This is a genomic window from Cedecea sp. P7760, assembly GCF_013386425.1.
GTDB lineage: Bacteria > Pseudomonadota > Gammaproteobacteria > Enterobacterales > Enterobacteriaceae > Cedecea > Cedecea selenatireducens.
The window spans coordinates 63,298-81,228 of the sequence record NZ_JACARU010000074.1 but is presented as its reverse complement, the minus strand read 5'-3'; the positions used below and the strand labels follow the sequence as shown (position 1 = coordinate 81,228).

Below are 17,931 nucleotides of genomic sequence, written 5' to 3'. Positions count from 1 at the left end.
ACTTTTGGGGTGCAGTCCAGAAAAGGGGCTTTTCTATGCAAGGAGCTCGATTACTCTGACAGCAGATGGCCCATTTTGGCCGCTTTGGTGTCCAGGTAATGCGCGTTCTTCGGATTACGGCCGACGATTAATGGCACGCGCTCAACGATGTTGATCCCGGCTTCGGTCAGGATCTCGACTTTTTTCGGGTTGTTGGTCAGCAAACGCACGGCATCAACGCCGAGCAGTTTGAACATATCGGCGCACAGCGTAAAGTCACGCTCATCGGCGGCAAAGCCGAGCTGATGGTTAGCTTCTACCGTGTCGTAGCCTTTATCCTGCAGCGCATAGGCGCGGATTTTATTCAGCAGACCAATATTACGGCCTTCCTGACGATGGTAAAGCAGAACGCCACGGCCCTGCTCGGCAATCTGAGTCAGCGCTGCTTCAAGCTGGAAGCCGCAGTCGCAGCGCAGGCTGAACAGGGCGTCACCGGTTAAGCACTCGGAGTGAACGCGCGCCAGAACAGGATCTTCTCCGCTGATATCACCGTAAACCAGAGCAACATGATCCTGCCCCGTTGCCACTTCTTCAAAACCCACCATCAGGAAATCGCCCCATGGGGTTGGCAGTTTGGCTTCTGCCACACGTTTAAGCTGCATGTGATTCTCCAGGTACTTATTTCGACACCGAGGTGTCTGCCAGAACTCTGGCCTGTACGTTAATGCCGGATATTTTGCCATAACGCGAGGTACTTCGCTTCATTGGCGGGTGAAAAAGCCATTTTTGCCAATTACTCCCACGCGGTTTAGCCATCTCTAACGTTTTTCGGTTATTCTTTAAGGGCTTTCACTACCATGAGGTCTTCATGCAGGCAATAGCAAAACGCATCACAGCGGGCACAATTCTTCTTTTAATCATGCCGTTAAGCGTCTGGTTCAGCGGCTGGCAATGGGCACCGGGTGGCAATGAAAGCGTGTTAAAAATGCTTTATTGGGTCACTGAAACCGTGACTCAACCCTGGGGAGTCATTACCCATGTTGTTCTTTTCGCCTGGTTTCTGTGGTGCCTGCGTTACCGCCTTAAGCCTGCGCTGATGTTATTTGCTATCCTTGCGGCAGCTATCCTTATAGGTCAGGGCATTAAGTCCGTTATTAAGAATAAAGTGCAGGAACCCCGGCCGTTTGTCGTATGGCTCGAAAAAACTCACCATATCCCCACTGACGAGTTCTACAATTTAAAGCGTACGCAGCGTGCGGAGTTAGTCAAAGCGCAGCTAGAAGGGCAGCAAGAAATTCCCGGCTGGTTACGCCAACACTGGCAGTTTGAAACCGGCTTTGCTTTTCCTTCAGGCCATACGATGTTCGCGGCAAGCTGGGCGCTTTTGGGCGTAGGATTGCTTTGGCCACGCAGGCGGAAAGTTACGTTGGCCGTTTTGCTGCTATGGGCAACCGGCGTCATGGGCAGCCGTTTACTGCTGGGCATGCACTGGCCGCGTGACTTAGCCGTAGCCACGGTTATCTCCGCGCTGTTAGTGACTCTGGCTACCTGGCTTGCTCAGCGCTGGTGTGGACCGCTTACACCTCCGGCTGAAGAAGACCAGGAAATAGCCGAACGAAGCGAAAAAACTTGAGAATAGTGTTTTAACCCCCATTTCTTATGAATTGGCGGTGGTTTTTGGATTCCCCGGTTTCGCCTGAAATGGTAGTTTATACCTCCGGGATTCATTTTTGGCCTGGCTGAGTCCTCTGTGACCACATAACGGGATGTAATGTGAAATATTTATTCATTTTCTTACTGGTACTTGCCATCTTCGTGGTGTCCGTCACGCTGGGCGCGCAAAACGATCAGGTGGTGAACTTTAACTACCTGCTGGCGCAGGGCGAGTATCGTGTTTCAACTCTGCTGGCCATACTGTTTGCCGCAGGGTTTATCATTGGATGGCTGATCTGCGGTCTGTTCTGGCTGCGAGTCCGCGTTTCGCTGGCCCGTGCCGAGCGCAAAATTAAACGTCTTGAGCAGCAGGTAACTCCCGCCGCTGATGTTTCGGCACCCGTTGTGCCGGCTGTGAAGGAATAATCCTCTATGTTGGAACTGCTGTTTCTGCTGTTACCCGTTGCGGCCGCTTATGGCTGGTACATGGGGCGCAGAAGTGCGTTACAAGACAAACAGCAGGAAGCCAGCCGCCTTTCTCGCGACTACGTGGCAGGGGTGAACTTCCTGCTGGCCAACCAGCAGGACAAAGCGGTCGATCTGTTCCTCGATATGCTCAAAGAGGACACCGGCACCGTCGAAGCCCACCTTACTCTAGGCAACCTCTTCCGCCAGCGTGGCGAAGTTGATCGCGCCATTCGTATCCACCAGTCCTTGATGGAAAGCGCGTCGCTGAACTATGACCAGCGCCTGCTTGCCGTTCAGCAGCTTGGCAAAGACTACATGGCCGCCGGGCTTTATGATCGCGCGGAAGACATGTTCAGCCAGCTTATCGACGAGACCGACTTCCGGGTTAGCGCGCTGCAGCAGCTGCTGCAAATTCACCAGGCGACCAGTGACTGGCAGAAGGCTATTGACGTTGCTGAAAGGCTGGTCAAGCTCGGTAAAGATAAGCAGCGTGTGGAAATCGCTCACTTCTACTGCGAACTTGCGCTGCAAAATATCGGCAATGACGAGTCTGACAAAGCGATGTCGTTGCTGAAAAAAGGTGCCGCAGCAGACAAAAACTGTGCCCGTGTTTCCATCATGATGGGGCGCATTTTTATGGAAAAGGGCGAGTATGCCAAAGCGGTAGACTCGTTGAAGCGCGTGATTGAGCAGGACAGCGAACTGGTGAGCGAAACGCTGGAGATGCTCCAGGTCTGCTATCAACAGCTGGGTAAACCTGATGAGTGGGAAGCTTTCCTCCGGCGCTGTGTGGAAGAGAACAGCGGGGCAGTGGCCGAACTCATGCTGGCAAGCATTCTCGAACAGCGAGAGGGCGCCGAAACGGCCCAGCTGTATATCAACCGTCAGCTTCAGCGCCACCCGACGATGCGCGTGTTCCATCGCCTGATGGACTACCACCTGCATGAAGCGGAAGAAGGGCGTGCGAAAGAGAGCCTGATGGTCCTGCGGGACATGGTTGGTGAACAAATTCGTACCAAACCACGTTACCGCTGCCAGAAATGCGGCTTCACCGCCTACACCATGTACTGGCATTGTCCGTCGTGCCGCGCGTGGTCAACGGTGAAACCTATCCGCGGGCTGGACGGGCAATAGCCTGCGGCACTTTTTAAAAAAGCGTACTTTAGTTACAACATACTAAGCGCGTGAATTCATTGCCATACTTCAGCCCGGTGCAATTATCGCTTAGCAGGGCGCAATCGCGGCTGTGAATTTATCGGTCTGACGAGTAGAATGCTGCCGTTTAACTTTTTGCGCCGCGCCGGTGCCCAACAGTCAGAAGGTTTTGCCATGAACTCAACTGCGTCATCCTCCTCCCGTGTTGCCACTGAATCACCGATTGTCGTTGCCCTTGATTACGATAACCGCGATAGCGCGCTGGCCTTCGTTGACCGTATCGATCCCCGCGATTGCCGCCTGAAGGTGGGCAAAGAGATGTTCACTCTGTTTGGCCCGCAGCTGGTGGGGGATTTGCATCAGCGTGGTTTTGACGTTTTCCTGGATTTGAAATTCCACGATATCCCTAACACCACCGCGCGTGCGGTTGCCGCTGCGGCAGAAATGGGTGTCTGGATGGTAAACGTTCATGCAACAGGTGGGGCACGTATGATGCGTGCTGCAAAAGAAGCGCTGGCGCCTTTCGGGAAAGATGCGCCATTGCTGATTGCCGTTACCGTTCTCACCAGCATGGAAGCCAGCGATCTGGCTGATTTAGGCATTAAGGCCAGCCCGGCGGATTATGCTGAGCGCCTGGCTACCCTGACAAAAGAGTGCGGTCTGGATGGCGTAGTGTGTTCCGCGCAGGAAGCCGTTCGCTTCAAGGCTGCATTAGGTCACGAGTTTAAGCTGGTCACGCCGGGGATCCGTCCTGTCGGCAGTGATGCCGGCGATCAGCGCCGTATTATGACGCCGCAGCAGGCTCAGCAGTCCGGAGTAGACTTTATGGTAATTGGACGCCCGATCACCCAATCGTCCGATCCGGCGCAAACGCTGCGTGAAATCCGTGCGTCGCTGGTGCAGGAGGCGTAATGAAAGACACTAATAGCCGCCTGGTGTACTCCACCGAAACCGGCCGTATTGATGAGCCTAAAACCGAAGTACAGCGCCCAAAGGGTGACGGTATCGTTCGCATCCAGAAGCAAACGAGCGGACGTAAGGGGAAAGGGGTCTGTCTGATTACCGGCATTGATGCCGATGATGCGACACTCGCGGGCATAGCGGCCGAGCTTAAGAAGAAGTGCGGCTGCGGCGGAGCGGTAAAAGACGGCGTAATCGAAATCCAGGGCGACAAGCGTGATTTGATAAAGTCACTGCTGGAAGCGAAGGGCATGAAGGTTAAACTCGCCGGCGGTTAAACCGTTTAAAATATTAATTAATGGGCCACGGTAAATGCCGTGGCCTTTTATTTTAACTGCTGTTAGTCAGACCTGAAAAATTAACACGTAATGAATTCGTCAAAGCGGGTTAGCTTTTGCTGGCGTCCTGCCTTATTTACCCACCTGGTGACCGATAATACCGCCTACCGCCGCACCGCCAAGTGTCCCCAGCGTGCTGCCGTCGGTCAGCACTGCGCCGCCCAGCGCACCGGCACCTGCGCCGATTGCCGTGTTGCGGTCACGCTTAGACCAGTTAGAACATGCGCTTAAGGACATTGCGAGGGTAATAGCCAGCATTGCAGCGGCCACTTTTTTGTTATTTAAGGTCATCATACTTTCTCCAGAATAATTGATTCACGGAAGCCAGTCTCAGTTAAGTATAGTAACAATTCACCACTTTACCGGGCGGGTCGTGAAACGATGTCGCGATATAAGCTCGAAAAACAGCAGGTGCGTTTATTACTCCCTGTTATATCGCTAAATTCTATTCTAATTTTCCCACATGATTAACACAGGTAAAAACTCTTAATTGCAGCGTGGGAATATTCTGAGAGAGGAAAAGCCCGTGTCCGACACGGGCAAAAGGCTTTAAACGGCGGCGTAAGGATCGACGATATCGACCTGAAGATTGGCCGCTTTAAGCTGCGCCAGGGTTTCCTCGCTAATCGCCGCGTCGGTAATCACCCGGTTGAAGCGTGCAATTGGGCCTAGCGTATAAGGGTGCATGTTGCCAAACTTGCTGCTGTCCGTCAGCACGATAGCCTCGCTGCCTTTCTCCAGCACCGAATTCACCACATCTGTACGTAGCATATCGCGCCCGGTAAAGCCGGTTTCAGGCAAGAAACCGTCGATGCCGATAAAGGCTTTACTGAAATGCAGCTGCTGGATGAACTGGCGGGTGAGCGGGCCGACCATACTTTCGCTTTTCTTCTGATAGATACCGCCGACCAGAATCACTTCGCAGTCGGTGTCTTTCAGCAAGTGGGCGATGTAGCTGCTGACGGTGATCAGCGTGACCTTTTTCTGCTCTGCCAGAGTACGGGCGAGAAGAGCGTTGCTGCTGCCGTTTTCGATAAACACGGTTTCACCGTCGTTCACCAGCGAAGCGGCATACTGCGCAAGCTGAAGTTTGAGGGTGTAATTGTTCATCATACGGGTTTCAACGTCGTCGCTATCCAGCGGGACGGCAAAACCATGGGTGCGACGCAGGTAATTATTTTTTTCCAGCAGGTTTAAATCCTGGCGAATGGTGACTTCTGAAACGCCGGTTGTTTTCGCCAGAGAGGCGACGCTAACCCGGCCCTGATCGATAACCATCTGCAGAATAATTTGTTGTCTTGAGTTCATGTCAGCCAGTAGTCAGGCGACGGGATTAACCGCCGCCTTCTCGTCAAAGAGTATGTTCCGTGCGGGCTATAATATCATCCTGAGCGTCAGGAGATAAGGCAGTAAAGAAGGCCGAGTATCCTGCTACCCTGACCACTAAATCACGGTATTTATCAGGGTTTTGTTTTGCCTCAAGCAGCGTTTCGCGGGAAACAATGTTGTACTGAACGTGCCAGCCCTTGTGTGCTTCAAAGAAGGTACGCAGCATAAACATTAATTTTTCCCGATCGCGCGGGTTATCCAGCGTTGAAGGGTTTAACTTTTGATTGAGTAAAACGCCGCCGAGGATTTTATTGGTTGGCAGTTTGCCCACGGAGCTGATAACCGCCGTCGGGCCAAGGTGGTCGGTGCCTGACGCAGGGCTTGCTCCTTCTGCCAGCGGCGTGTTGGCCTTGCGCCCGTCAGGTGTCGCCATCGTTGCGGCACCAAACGGCACGTTAGCGGAGATAGAGGATGTTCCCGCGTAGTAGGTCCCGCCAATCGGGCCCCGGCCAAAGCGCGTGTTGTGGTACTGCTTCAGCTCGTCGATATAAGTTTGGTAAGCACGAGCCAGCAGCATATCCACTTCGTCATCGTCATTACCGTACTTCGGCGCGCCGTTGATTAACCGCTGCCGGAGCTGCTCGCCGCTCAGCCCGGCAAAGTCGTTGGCGAGGGCATCCGCCAGCTGTTGTTGGCCAATAATTCCCTGTTCGAAGACCAGTTTCCGCACCGCTGAAAGGCTGTTTCCGAGGTTAGCAATCCCAACCTGAAGCCCTGAAACCCAGTCATATCGGGCGCCACCTTGCTTAATGCTTTTGCCACGTTCAATGCAATCATCCACCAGCGCGGAACACAGAATGTCATGCGCGTTTTCTTCCAAAACCGTGTCGACAACGCACTCGATTTCGATGGATTTTTGCGTGTAGTAGCGAATTTGCCGATCCCAGGCAGCCAGCACTTCGTCAAACGAGGTGAAGTTGCCTTTGGACAGCGCCTTTTGCTGAGGAAGAAACACCTTACCGCTGGTGGCATCGCGGCCATGTTCAAGGCTGGCCAGCATTACGCGGGCAAAGTTAATGAAGCTCATGCCGGTACAGCGGTAGCCCCATTTCCCGCCGACTGCAGTTTCAATACAGCCGATAGCCGCGTAGTCATAGGCATCTTCCCGGCTGACGCCGATCTTGATGAATTCGTCGATGACAATCTCATCGTTATTAAACGCCGGCATCCCGAACCCGCAGCGAATAACCTGCACGCACGCATCGAGGAAGTCGTTGCTCATGCCTGCATGGTAGCGAACGCTGAGGTTAGGCTGTGTGGAACGCAGGCGGCCACAGGACTCAAGAATCGCGTAGGAGAGCGGGTTGACGGCATCCACCGCTACGCCGTGGATAAGCGTCTGTCCACCGATGGTGACGTTCTGGTAAAGCGGGCTGCCAGCGGAGGCTTTTGAGTGCGAGCCGGAGCGAATTTTATTCACCTCAAGCAGCTTCAACCAACAGCTTTGCAGCAGCTCAATCGCCTGTTCCCGACTGGTTGTTTGCTGCAGTTCAACGTCCCGGCGATACCATGGATAAAGGTACTGATCCAAACGCCCGAATGAAACGGAGTGGCCGTTGGACTCAATCTGCAGCACCAGCTGAATGAAGTAGCTCAGCTGCAGGGCCTGCCAGAAGGTGACCGGCGGATTGCTGGCGATATGCTCGCAGTTATCCGCAATCGCCAGCAGTTCATCTCTGCGTGCCTCACGTGTCTCGTCTGCGGCCATTTTCTTCGCCAGCGCTGCGTAGCGCAGGATATGGTCGCCCAGGGCGACAAAGGTCATGTCGATAGCCTTGAGGAACTGCTCTTTATGCAGATCGTCCCAATCGGTCAACTGCAGACGCCCACGCCGCTCCGCGACTTTCTCACGCAGGCCGCTGATACCAAGCTCCAGCAGTAGCGGGAAGTTAACCGCCAGATGAGCATCGCCTGAAGTCATGTTGCCTTCGGCTTTAACGATCCCGGTAGCCAGCAGCGCTTTTTGTTCGTCGGTAAACATCCCGTAGCAGCGATCCTGTACCGTCTGGCCGCGCCACCACGGGCAAATTTCATGCATCACGGCTTTATCCGCTGCGGAAATCGAGAACCCGGCCCCGGGACGATCGCCAAGCTCGTCTATTTCGCTCTCAATCCAGCCAACGGTATATTCCGGGAAGAAGGGCGCGCCTCGTACGTGGCTTGCCTGGTTCCCGACGATAAGTTCGTCATGCTTGATCCAGATAGTTCGCTCGGCCAGGTGATGAGCCAGCGCCATCGCACGACGAACCGGCAGCGGCTTGTCCTGATGCTGCTGATAAACGGCGGTGTAGTGGCTCGCTCGTTCGGTGCAAACCGGCGGTTTAACGATATGGATCAGCGCTTCTTTATGCGCCTTGATGCGTGGGCTGAGCAAATTCAGGTTCAGTTCGGTCATGATGATTATCCTCTAATCCAGGCGGTCATGCCTTTTTGGCTGGCGTACTGTTCGGCAAATTGAAGAAGTTCGGGCGCATCGAGCGGTTTGCTGGCGGCCAGATAGGGCTGACCCAGCAGATGGTATTTATTGATTCCTAAGGTGTGATAGGGCAGAAAATGGATGGACTTCGCGCCAATCTCGTCGGCGGCAAAATCGCTGATGGCGCGAATAGAGCCTTCATCAGCGTTAAAGTCGGGAATCAGCGGTACGCGAATGGTCATTTCTACATTGCGAGCCGCGAGCCTGCGGAAATTATCCATTACGCGTTCAGCATTGCCGTCGGTCCATTGCTGAAAGCGCGCTTTGTCTACGTGTTTGAGGTCGGCCAGCAGCAGATCTAAAAAGGGCAGCGAAGGCTCAATGTATTTCCACGGCACGTGCAGGCAGGACTCCACGGCGGTATTCAGGCCGGCATCTTTGCTGAGTTTCAACAAATTTTTTGCCAGCGCGGGCTGCATAAAAGGTTCACCGCCGGATAGCGTAATACCGCCGCCGCTTCGGGCGTAAAAAGGCTTGTCTCGCAGCACGGTAGCCATGATGGCCTCCGCCGTTTTTTCTTCTCCACAGACGGTTAAAGCCTGCGTTGGGCAGCAGTCCCGGAGCGCGTTTACCGTGCCTTCGTTAAGCCTGCCGCGAGCGATGATCAACTCATCTCCAACACGAGAAACGGCATCTGGTGCGGCCTGCTGGCAAAGATCGCAGCCGGAAAGGCACAGGCGGTGGTCCAGCAGGACGTCGCATTCCCGGGCGCGACTTTCAGGATTCTGGCACCAGCGGCAGCCCAGAGAGCATCCTTTCAGGAAGACAACCGTGCGGATCCCCGGGCCATCGTGGGTGGAGTAACGCTGAATATTGAACAGCATGAGATCTTCTCTTTTTGCTTTCTTTCGTAAATTAAATTACTTTCGAATGAAAGTTATATTGATATTGATCAGCTAAACAATCGACAGTCAGGTTATGATGCCGGCAGTGAGAGATGACTCTAATTCTGGAGAGCGTAATGGAACTGTATTTAGATACCGCTGATGTTGCCGCCGTTAAGCGTCTGGCCCGGGTTCTGCCGCTGCAGGGCGTAACCACCAACCCTTCCATCGTCGCCAAAGCCGGGATTTCCCTGTGGGAAGTCCTTCCTGCCTTACAGGATGCGCTGGGCGGCGAAGGCAAACTGTTCGCGCAGGTGATTGCCAGCCAGGCTGATGAAATGGTGAAAGAGGCGCAGCTGTTAACGACTCGGGTACCGGGCCTGGTGGTGAAGGTGCCGACCACGCCGGAAGGTCTTGTGGCGCTTAAACAGCTGAAGTTACTGAGTATTCCAACGCTGGGTACGGCAGTTTATGGCGCGGCGCAGGGGCTGCTGGCCGCGCTGGCGGGAGCTGAATATGTTGCGCCATATGTGAACCGTCTGGACGCTCAGGGCGGAGACGGTATTCAGATGGTGCAGGATCTGCAGCAGCTTTTAACGCTGCATGCGCCCGACTCGAAGGTGCTGGCGGCCAGCTTCCGCACGCCGCACCAGGCGATGTCATGCCTACTGGCCGGCTGCGAAGCTATTACGCTGCCTCTTGATGTGGTCGAACAAATCCTGGTCACCCCGGCGGTAACGGCGGCGATTGGCGGGTTTGAAAAGGACTGGCAGGGCGCGTTTGGATCGCTAACGCTGTAGTCTGAAAAGCCACCGTCCTGCGCTGGCTTTTACGCAGTTGGCGTTCGTCAGATGGCAAAACGCTGGAGTGGATTCGGCGCTGATGTATGAAAGTGAAAAGCAGCCTTTGTGACGGGCTGCTTTTATTTCTTAACGCGTTAGATTTCCCAGGGCGATTTTTTTTGCTCGCCGTCGTTTTTATTCCCGTCGTTATTTACGCTCAGCAATTCGGCTTTGAGGATCTCAAGGTTATTTATCGCGGAGGCATAATCTTTAGCGACCAAAATATCCAGCACGGTATCAATACGTTTGGCAAGCTGCTGCGGATCCAGTGTTGGCATTGTTAATCCTGTCGGTAATGGCGAGTGAATCATTCGTCCATAATGCAAAAAATAGCCGCTAAAGAGAAGGGCAGACGGTGAAATCCTCGCCTTATTCTTCAATAAATTATCGAACAACATATAAGCATTAATTATTAATCTCGGCTCCACATTCATCAAACAACAGCCGTGGATTAGTCTGATCCTGCGATTACCGCACATTCATTTTATGAGGATCTGGCTATGACAGTTATCAACCAACCAACCTGCAAACTCTTCACCGATACTGCACGTTTCACACAACTGTCTGGATATTACGAAGAAGAACGCCGTACCGTCTGGATGATGCTTCGTGCCCGCCCGCGCCCCTGCTTCAATCACGGACTAATAGAGGAAATTATGAATCTGGGATATATCGTCCAGAAGGCCGGATTTAAAGTTGATTTCTGGGTCACCGGCTCGCTGGTCCCCGGAATGTACAATACCGGCGGCGATTTGGGCTTTTTTGTTGAAACGATTCGGAACGGGCGTCGTGAAGCGCTGCGTGCCTACGCACGGGCCTGCGTTGACTGCGTACACGCTGCGTCCCGTGGTTTTGATACCGGTGCCATCAGCCTGGCGATGGTGGAGGGCAGCGCGCTTGGTGGAGGATTTGAGGCGGCGTTAGCACACCATTTCCTGCTGGCACAGCGTGATGCCAGACTGGGTTTCCCGGAAATTGCCTTCAACCTGTTTCCCGGCATGGGCGCTTATTCTCTGGTGGCGCGCCGTTCCGGGATGAAGCTTGCTGAAGAGCTGATTTATAAAGGTGAGTCACACACGGCAGAATGGTACCACCAGCATGGCCTGGTGGATCAGCTGTTTGAGCCGGGTCAGGGATACCTGGCCACGCGCACCTTCATCGATACCCTGCAGCCTAAGCTAAACGGCGTGAAGGCGATGCTGCGCGCGCGGCAGCGTGTTTTGCAGCTGCCGCGTTCGGAGCTGATGGATATCACCGAAGACTGGGTGGACGCCGCATTTTGCCTTGAGGCCAAAGATCTCGCCTATATGGAACGACTGGTGCAGCTTCAAAACCGCCACACCTCGACGGCTTTGCGTAAAGCAGGCTAGCGCTTTGTTCTGGCCTGATAGCGCTTAAACCATCGCTCGAATACGGCTGCGGGCATTGGTTTGGCAAACAGAAAACCCTGCCGTTCGTTGACGCCGTTCTTGGTAAGAAAGGCGTCTTCTTTTTGGTTCTCCACGCCTTCGGCGATCACCTGCAAATTCAGCGCCTGCGCCACGGCAACAATGGCTCTCACCAGCGACTGGGACACTGAATGCTTATGCACGTCGCGCACAAAAGACTGATCCAACTTGATGGCATCGATAGGGAAGCGGGCCAGCTGCGATAACGACGAATAGCCGGTGCCGAAGTCGTCAAGGTGAACCTGCGCGCCCAGCTGGCTGAACTGCTTAATCACCGACAGCGCCAGCACCTCGTTTTCGATGAGGCAGCTTTCGGTCAGCTCAACGTCAATCGGGCAGTATTCAAAATTCAGATCCTTCAGCGCCTGCTTAAGATCGCTAAAGATGGTCTGGTCGGCAAGCTGACGGGCGGAAACGTTGACCGCCACGCGCAAATTAATGCCTTTATCCCGCCATTTTGCCACCTGCTGCACGACGCTAACCATCACCCAGCGCCCAAGGGGCACAATCAGGCCAGATTCTTCGGCGTAGGAGATAAAGCCCTGGGGAGGGATCAGCCCGCGTTCCGGTGATTGCCAGCGCACCAGGGCTTCCAGGCTACGGATTTCACCGCGCCAGGTCATTTTCGGCTGGTAATGAATAACCAGCTGATCGTTATCCAGCGCTTTACGTAAATTGGTGTCCAGCCACAGATACTCAAAGACCCGCTGGTTCATCTCCGGAGAGAACACGCAAAACTTGCCGCGGCCGCTCTCTTTGGCGGTGTACATCGCCGTATCGGCATTGCGAATCAGATTTTCGCGTTCGTCGCCGTGCTGCGGAGCCAGGGAAATACCCAGTGAGCAGCCGCTGTAGACCTCAATCAGGCCAATCCTGAACGGCTGTTTCAGGCGAGTTAAAATGCGGGAAGACATCGCCTCGAGCGAGCCCTGCGAGGTGTTGGTCGCCAGCACGATAAATTCATCCCCGCCGAGGCGAGCCAGCACCTGGCCTTCTTCAAGGCAGCTTAAAATCGCCAGCGAAACGGCCTGCAGCAGCTGATCGCCAAACATGTGGCCGTAGGCATCGTTCACTTTTTTAAAGTTGTCGAGATCCAGATAAACGATGCCGACCTGGGTATCCCCACGTTTTTCTATGGCGTCGGTTATCAGGTCATAAATTGCGTTGCGGTTAGGCAAGCCGGTGATGGTATCGGTGTTGGCCAACACCCGCAGGCGCTCCTGAGCCCGACGCTCTTCGGTGATGTCGGTGCCGGAGCAAATCAGATAGATTTCGTTTTTGCCGCTGCCGCTGTGCACAAACTTATTGCGGAACAAAAACAGCCGCTGGCCCTTGCGGGTTTTTACCCAGCGCTCAACCTCATAGGAGCTGCCGTTGCGAAAAAATCCGCTGATATTGCGCCTGGAGGCGGCGGCTTCACTGCGGCTCATAAACAGCTTAAAAACGTTCTGACCGATAACTTCATGCTCTTTCATCCCGGTATACTCTTCGCTTAGCCGGTTGAAACGCTGAATATTTCCCTGCTTATCAAGAATGACTATCACTGAATTGGCTTCAGAGACGACCTGTTCGGCAAAAGAGAGGCCCTGCACCAGGTCTCGTGCCACCGAATGGGTATCGTGCCAGGCCGAGGCGGTGCCTGCCCATTCACGTTTAGACACTTTGCGGCCAACCATATGCACCGGCACCTCAATGCCGAATAGCGACAGAGACATGGTCAGGCTGGAGGTGATCACCGTCATCTGCCGAATCTCGTCGGCCTGGGCGGCTTCCAGCGCCACGACCTGACCGGTGTCTGAATCCTCGCTGGCCGCCAGCTGTAGGGCGTTACTGTCAGCCGGTAAACGCCAGTATGGGCTGGTAGTCCCCAGATAACGATAAAGCAGGTTCTGCTCCAAATCGTCTTTCATTCTTGCTCCTGAGCCTCAGGGAAAAATATCACCTAAATCTACTATTTATAGTAGCAACAGAAAGCCGATGTTAAAGCCCCGTTAAAGAGGAAAAGATCTTGTTTTTGCAGAGGATGTCCAATATATCGGCACAATGAGATCGCGGATATGAAAAAGCCGGGCAGAGCGCCCGGCTTTGTGGGGTTAAATCAGTCTCAGGCAGCAGGGCGAGCGATAACGCTGCGGGTTTCCATGCGAACTTCCGCGATGGTCACGTCGATAACGTCGGTCACTTTATAAACGACTTCGCCTTTGATTTGCACGGTGCCGTTTTCCTGGCTGCAAACCAGCTCATCACGCACCGCGTGGATGAATGGCGCAGGGATAAACGCAACCGCCCCGTTCTCAACCAGGCGGACGCGCATCCCGCCACGGCTGACGTCGATAATCTCCGCCGCAAAGCGTGTATCGGTGCCGGCTTTAGGGCTCAGATAGCGGGCGTACAGCCAGTCGCCAACGTCACGTTCTGCCATGCGGTTCAGGCGGCGACGTTCTGCCATCTGAATTGTTGTTTCTTCCGCCGGGCGAGCCGCGGTTTTGCCTTTAATAATGGCTTTCAGCAGGCGATGGTTAACCATGTCGCCGAACTTACGAATCGGTGAAGTCCACGTCGCGTAAGCTTCAAGCCCAAGGCCGAAGTGCGGGCCAGGCTCGGTGCTGATTTCGGCGAACGACTGATAGCGGCGAATGCGGCTGTCGAGGAACCCGGTTGGCTGTGCGTCCAGCTCGCGACGCAGCTTGCAGAAGCCGTCCAGGGTCAGCACTTCCTGCGCGTCCACGGTGATGCCGTGAGTTTGCAGCATAGCGGCCAGCTGTTCAGTACTGGCAGGATCGAAGCCGGTATGAACGTTATAAACGCCGAAGCCCAGCTTTTCACGCAGCACGATGGCGGCACAGACGTTAGCCGCAATCATCGACTCTTCAACGATGCGGTTTGCGATGCGGCGAGGCTCGGCCACGATATCCAACACTTCGCCTTTTTCACCAAGAATAAAGCGGTAGTCCGGGCGGTCTTTGAAGACCAGGGCGTGGGTATGACGCCATTCCCCGCGAGCCAGGCAAACGCGCTGCAGCAGGCGAATTTGATTCGCAACCGCTTCGCTCTGCGGCTGCCAGTCACCTTTCTCTTCCAGCCAGTCAGACACTTCGTCATAAACCAGTTTGGCTTTAGACTCGATGTTGGCGGCGAAGAAATGAATGTCGCTGGCAATCGCGCCGTCCTGCTCAATCGTCATGCGGCAGGCGAGGACAGGGCGGACAACGTTGGCGCGCAGCGAGCAAAGATCGTCTGACAGCTCGCGCGGCAGCATTGGGATATTGAAGCCAGGCAGATAGTTGGTAAAAGCACGCACTTTAGCGATGCCGTCGAGCTTGCTGCCTTCGGCAATCCACGCCGTTGGGTCGGCGATGGCGACGGTCAGCTGCAGCTTGCCGTCGGCCAGTTCTTCAACGTACAGCGCATCGTCCATATCTTCGGTGCTGGCGCTGTCGATGGTGACGAAGTCCAGCGCGGTTAAATCTTCACGCACCAGGCCATCATCAAGCATTTCGGTTGCCACGCCGTCCGGCGCTTCACGCTCCAGGTTATGGCGTGACAGTGTCACCCACCACGGCGCAAGATGATCGTCGCCGAAGGTGATAAATTGGGTTAATTCCGCGTAGAAACCACGGTCGCCTTTCAGCGGATGGCGGCGCATCTCGGCCACCGCCCAGTCACCGTTTTGGAAGTCATGGCTGACGTCACGTGCGGCGCGGCACTGAATCGCATCTCTTAACAGCGGATGATCCGGCACAATCGACAGGCGATCGTCTTTTTTCTGGACGCGGCCAACAAAACGCGTCAGGAAGGGCTCGATAAGCGTCTCCGGCTCGGCAGACTCACGGTCCTTATCGGTGTGAATGACGGCGCTGATACGGTCGCCGTGCATCACTTTTTTCATCTGCGGCGGCGGAATAAAGTAGCTTTTATTGGCGTCGACTTCGAGGAAGCCGAACCCTTTTTCCGTGCCTTTTACCACACCTTCAGCGCGTGGAGTCTGGGAATGCAGTTGCTGTTTTAGCTGCGCGAGCAGCGGGTTATCCTGAAGCATATCGTTTCGTTTTCGTGGCCAAAAGAGCGGCTGACAGTTTTACGCGAAACCGTTCCTTGCGGCAAGCGATGATTGCCGCAAAGGCTTACGGAGTCAGCGCTGGGGCGGTATTTCCCAGACCAATTTTCAGGCGGTTTATCCAGCCTGCAAGCCCGGCACCGACCAGTAATCTCAGGGCCTCCTGTTCGCTAAAACCCTGCTCATACAAAGGTTGAAGCTGGGCTGCGCTGAATCTGTCCGGCGCGCGGGTTAATAACTGCACGGCCTGGATGATCGCCTTTTCGCGAGGATGGTTATGGCTCCAGGCGTTAAGCGCGCGCTCGCCGTTACGCATCGCATCCGGCAGGCCAGCATCTCCCTGCCAGGACGCTACCGCATCGCTAAAACAGGCCGCGCTGCCGTTAATTCTCGCCGTGAGCATAATAACCAGCAGCGCGTCATTAGACAGCTGTGAGGTGGCCTGCCAGAACAGGCGGGTTAGCTGACTGAGATAAGAGAGCGCCCGATCGTCATGGGCCAGCAGCCAGGCAATGTCGCGCAGCGTGCGCAGCGGCTGGCTGATGCTTAACGCTTCCAGCTGCTCCGGGCGAGCGTATCGCATCTCAACGGGCGCCAGCCCCGGCTGCCAGCTAGCCGAATGCGGCGTAAACAGCTCGGGTTCTGCGTCCTGCTGCCCGTTAATACCCGGCAACCAGCGAGCGGGCAGGCCCTGCTGAGCCTGCCAGACGGCGATGGCGCGCGCCTGGAAGCCAACAAAGCCGATAATCTGGGTAAATGAGACGATATCGTCCACGGAGAGACCACACTCTTCCAGTTGGGCGAGCGCGGCGTCGTCGATAAGCGTCGGCTGGCTGGCAAGCTGGCGGGCAAACTGGGTGATTTGGGTCAGGCGGCGGTTACTTTCACGAGAGGAATCCGGGCCGGGCTGTGGTGCCAGGCGAGCGGCGTAGTGGTTACAAAGTCGCTGTACGCCGTAAACCTGCGCGACGGTCAGCGCCGTGCTCAGGCGGTCATAGCTGCTGAGAGTATGCAGGCGCGTGACGTGGATGCTGTCCGGGAGCAGCACGTCGGAAGCGGCTCGGGCTGCATCGAGCCACGGGGCTTCGACAATCAGCTGCGCTTCAGAGAGCGTTAAATCAAGCAGAAAGCGGTCTTCAACCTGCGCCGCTTCGGGAACTAAAGGCAGCACATCCGCCGGGCACAGACTGGACTGGGTTTCATGATACCAGTGGCTTTTACCAGAAAAGCGGCGTTGTTCCATGGTCGTTCCTTGGTCAAAAAGTTTGCAGACCCGGATACAACGTGGATGCCGGGCCTGGTTCGCTGTTTTATCCTGGCGCAAGCACGGGAGGTGACAAAAGAATGATCGGTGATAATAAATATCGGAAAGGTATAACTAATTAGGAGAAAGGCGGGAAATACAGAGTGAAATAGCGAAACGGGCCGTAGCCCGCTTCACTCTGAAGCTGAAATTAGTCTTTCAGTTCCAGCTCGTTCATGGCAGCGATGCTGAAGCCGCCGTCAACGTGAACCACTTCACCGGAGATACCGGCAGACAGGTCGGAACACAGGAAGGCTGCGGAGTTACCCACGTCTTCGGTGGTTACGGTACGGCGAATTGGGGTAACCGCTTCGCAGTGGGCCAGCATTTTACGGAAATCTTTGATGCCGGAGGCAGCCAGAGTACGGATTGGGCCAGCGGAGATGGCGTTTACGCGCACGCCTTCTGGGCCCATAGCGTTAGCCATGTAGCGAACGTTAGCTTCCAGAGACGCTTTTGCCAGACCCATAACGTTGTAGTTAGGGATAGCACGCTCTGCGCCCAGGTAGGACAGGGTCAGCAGGGCGGAGCCAGGGTTCAGCATTTCACGGCACACTTTAGCCATTGCCACGAAGCTGTAGGCGCTGATGTCGTGGGCAATTTTAAAGCCTTCGCGGGTCACGGCGTTCACATAGTCGCCATCCAGCTGGTCGGCTGGGGCGAAGCCGATGGAGTGAACGAAACCGTCAAATTTCGGCCAGCTTTTCGCCAGTTCGGTAAACAGCGCTTCGATGCTCTCATCTTCAGCCACGTCACATGGCAGCACGAGGCTTGAGCCCAGCTCTGCAGCAAAACCTTCCACACGGCCTTTCAGCTTTTCGTTCTGGTAGGTGAAAGCCAGCTCGGCGCCTTCGCGATGCATCGCCTGTGCGATACCGTAGGCAATGGAGAGTTTACTGGCGACGCCAGTGATCAGAATGCGTTTACCGGTAAGAAAACCCATAGCTTTAATCCTTAATAGTCATTGTTGTTGCGGCCAGCAGGTGAAAAAACAAGCAGGCCGACGTTAAGACCGGGCGATTCTAACATGACTCCCACG

The 17,931-nt window shown here is 54.9% G+C and carries 17 protein-coding genes; 7 read left to right on the top strand and 10 right to left on the bottom strand.

The window, feature by feature from the left end; all coding sequences use genetic code 11:
- Nucleotides 1-50 precede the first annotated feature (50 nt).
- Nucleotides 51-641, bottom strand: coding sequence for a GTP cyclohydrolase II (gene ribA / locus HX778_RS22310; protein WP_038471924.1), 591 nt, complete (start codon nt 639-641; stop codon nt 51-53).
- A 206-nt stretch (nt 642-847) separates the two neighbouring features.
- Here ribA and pgpB point away from each other — a divergent pair, with 206 nt between their 5' ends.
- From pgpB to yciH, 5 genes are all read left to right on the top strand, one after another.
- Nucleotides 848-1,612, top strand: coding sequence for a phosphatidylglycerophosphatase B (pgpB, locus tag HX778_RS22305; RefSeq protein ID WP_038471928.1), 765 nt, complete (start codon nt 848-850; stop codon nt 1,610-1,612).
- Between the two features lie 140 nt (nt 1,613-1,752).
- Nucleotides 1,753-2,058 (top strand): LapA family protein, encoded by a 306-nt coding sequence (locus HX778_RS22300; RefSeq protein WP_038471931.1) that lies wholly within the window; start codon nt 1,753-1,755, stop codon nt 2,056-2,058.
- Nucleotides 2,059-2,064: 6 nt separating this feature from the next.
- Nucleotides 2,065-3,234: a lipopolysaccharide assembly protein LapB gene (gene lapB, locus HX778_RS22295; RefSeq protein ID WP_038471935.1), complete on the top strand. Its 1,170-nt coding sequence runs from the start codon at nt 2,065-2,067 to the stop codon at nt 3,232-3,234.
- A 195-nt stretch (nt 3,235-3,429) separates the two neighbouring features.
- On the top strand, nt 3,430-4,167 hold the full coding sequence (gene pyrF, locus HX778_RS22290; protein WP_176983092.1) for an orotidine-5'-phosphate decarboxylase: 738 nt from the start codon (nt 3,430-3,432) through the stop codon (nt 4,165-4,167).
- A complete protein-coding gene (gene yciH, locus HX778_RS22285; RefSeq protein ID WP_038471942.1) occupies nt 4,167-4,493 on the top strand; it encodes a stress response translation initiation inhibitor YciH in 327 nt (108 codons plus the stop codon). Before pyrF ends, yciH begins: the two co-directional genes overlap by 1 nt.
- A gap of 132 nt (nt 4,494-4,625) precedes the next feature.
- On the opposite strand, the gene osmB is transcribed toward yciH, so the two are convergent.
- The 4 genes from osmB to HX778_RS22265 all read right to left on the bottom strand — a co-directional run bounded on the left by osmB (nt 4,626) and on the right by HX778_RS22265 (nt 9,242).
- Nucleotides 4,626-4,844, bottom strand: coding sequence for an osmotically-inducible lipoprotein OsmB (gene osmB, locus HX778_RS22280; RefSeq protein ID WP_008461331.1), 219 nt, complete (start codon nt 4,842-4,844; stop codon nt 4,626-4,628).
- A 258-nt stretch (nt 4,845-5,102) separates the two neighbouring features.
- Nucleotides 5,103-5,861, bottom strand: coding sequence for a DNA-binding transcriptional regulator YciT (locus tag HX778_RS22275; RefSeq protein ID WP_038471945.1), 759 nt, complete (start codon nt 5,859-5,861; stop codon nt 5,103-5,105).
- A 43-nt stretch (nt 5,862-5,904) separates the two neighbouring features.
- On the bottom strand, nt 5,905-8,337 hold the full coding sequence (locus HX778_RS22270; protein ID WP_176983091.1) for a formate C-acetyltransferase/glycerol dehydratase family glycyl radical enzyme: 2,433 nt from the start codon (nt 8,335-8,337) through the stop codon (nt 5,905-5,907).
- A gap of 5 nt (nt 8,338-8,342) precedes the next feature.
- On the bottom strand, nt 8,343-9,242 hold the full coding sequence (locus tag HX778_RS22265) for a glycyl-radical enzyme activating protein (RefSeq protein ID WP_176983090.1): 900 nt from the start codon (nt 9,240-9,242) through the stop codon (nt 8,343-8,345).
- 137 nt (nt 9,243-9,379) lie between these two features.
- Here HX778_RS22265 and fsa point away from each other — a divergent pair, with 137 nt between their 5' ends.
- A complete protein-coding gene (gene fsa, locus HX778_RS22260) occupies nt 9,380-10,042 on the top strand; it encodes a fructose-6-phosphate aldolase (protein ID WP_176983089.1) in 663 nt (220 codons plus the stop codon).
- 137 nt (nt 10,043-10,179) lie between these two features.
- On the opposite strand, the gene HX778_RS22255 is transcribed toward fsa, so the two are convergent.
- Nucleotides 10,180-10,362, bottom strand: a complete 183-nt coding sequence (locus HX778_RS22255; protein ID WP_176983088.1) for a hypothetical protein — start codon at nt 10,360-10,362, stop codon at nt 10,180-10,182.
- Nucleotides 10,363-10,584: 222 nt separating this feature from the next.
- Between HX778_RS22255 and HX778_RS22250 the strand changes: the two genes are divergently transcribed.
- Nucleotides 10,585-11,454: a crotonase/enoyl-CoA hydratase family protein gene (locus HX778_RS22250; RefSeq protein WP_038471959.1), complete on the top strand. Its 870-nt coding sequence runs from the start codon at nt 10,585-10,587 to the stop codon at nt 11,452-11,454.
- Here the strand turns inward: HX778_RS22250 and pdeR are convergent.
- The 4 genes from pdeR to fabI form a co-directional block, all read right to left on the bottom strand.
- Complete coding sequence (pdeR, locus tag HX778_RS22245) at nt 11,451-13,442, bottom strand: cyclic di-GMP phosphodiesterase (RefSeq protein WP_038471962.1); 1,992 nt, start codon at nt 13,440-13,442, stop codon at nt 11,451-11,453. The genes HX778_RS22250 and pdeR overlap by 4 nt on opposite strands.
- Before the next feature lie 194 nt (nt 13,443-13,636).
- Entirely contained in the window at nt 13,637-15,571 is a 1,935-nt protein-coding gene (locus tag HX778_RS22240) for an exoribonuclease II (protein WP_176983087.1), read from the bottom strand.
- 85 nt (nt 15,572-15,656) lie between these two features.
- Nucleotides 15,657-16,832, bottom strand: a complete 1,176-nt coding sequence (locus HX778_RS22235) for a carboxymuconolactone decarboxylase family protein (protein ID WP_176983086.1) — start codon at nt 16,830-16,832, stop codon at nt 15,657-15,659.
- A 211-nt stretch (nt 16,833-17,043) separates the two neighbouring features.
- On the bottom strand, nt 17,044-17,835 hold the full coding sequence (fabI, locus tag HX778_RS22230) for an enoyl-ACP reductase FabI (protein WP_038471970.1): 792 nt from the start codon (nt 17,833-17,835) through the stop codon (nt 17,044-17,046).
- Nucleotides 17,836-17,931: the final 96 nt, after the last annotated feature.

What these genes read in the sequence shown, in the direction of transcription:
- ribA (WP_038471924.1), bottom strand. Translation starts at nt 641, where the DNA reads ATGCAGCTTAAACGTGTGGCAGAAGCCAAACTGCCAACCCCATGGGGC.
- pgpB (WP_038471928.1), top strand. Translation starts at nt 848, where the DNA reads ATGCAGGCAATAGCAAAACGCATCACAGCGGGCACAATTCTTCTTTTA.
- lapB (WP_038471935.1), top strand. Translation starts at nt 2,065, where the DNA reads ATGTTGGAACTGCTGTTTCTGCTGTTACCCGTTGCGGCCGCTTATGGC.
- pyrF (WP_176983092.1), top strand. Translation starts at nt 3,430, where the DNA reads ATGAACTCAACTGCGTCATCCTCCTCCCGTGTTGCCACTGAATCACCG.
- yciH (WP_038471942.1), top strand. Translation starts at nt 4,167, where the DNA reads ATGAAAGACACTAATAGCCGCCTGGTGTACTCCACCGAAACCGGCCGT.
- osmB (WP_008461331.1), bottom strand. Translation starts at nt 4,844, where the DNA reads ATGACCTTAAATAACAAAAAAGTGGCCGCTGCAATGCTGGCTATTACC.
- HX778_RS22275 (WP_038471945.1), bottom strand. Translation starts at nt 5,861, where the DNA reads ATGAACTCAAGACAACAAATTATTCTGCAGATGGTTATCGATCAGGGC.
- HX778_RS22270 (WP_176983091.1), bottom strand. Translation starts at nt 8,337, where the DNA reads ATGACCGAACTGAACCTGAATTTGCTCAGCCCACGCATCAAGGCGCAT.
- HX778_RS22265 (WP_176983090.1), bottom strand. Translation starts at nt 9,242, where the DNA reads ATGCTGTTCAATATTCAGCGTTACTCCACCCACGATGGCCCGGGGATC.
- fsa (WP_176983089.1), top strand. Translation starts at nt 9,380, where the DNA reads ATGGAACTGTATTTAGATACCGCTGATGTTGCCGCCGTTAAGCGTCTG.
- HX778_RS22255 (WP_176983088.1), bottom strand. Translation starts at nt 10,362, where the DNA reads ATGCCAACACTGGATCCGCAGCAGCTTGCCAAACGTATTGATACCGTG.
- HX778_RS22250 (WP_038471959.1), top strand. Translation starts at nt 10,585, where the DNA reads ATGACAGTTATCAACCAACCAACCTGCAAACTCTTCACCGATACTGCA.
- pdeR (WP_038471962.1), bottom strand. Translation starts at nt 13,442, where the DNA reads ATGAAAGACGATTTGGAGCAGAACCTGCTTTATCGTTATCTGGGGACT.
- HX778_RS22240 (WP_176983087.1), bottom strand. Translation starts at nt 15,571, where the DNA reads ATGCTTCAGGATAACCCGCTGCTCGCGCAGCTAAAACAGCAACTGCAT.
- HX778_RS22235 (WP_176983086.1), bottom strand. Translation starts at nt 16,832, where the DNA reads ATGGAACAACGCCGCTTTTCTGGTAAAAGCCACTGGTATCATGAAACC.
- fabI (WP_038471970.1), bottom strand. Translation starts at nt 17,835, where the DNA reads ATGGGTTTTCTTACCGGTAAACGCATTCTGATCACTGGCGTCGCCAGT.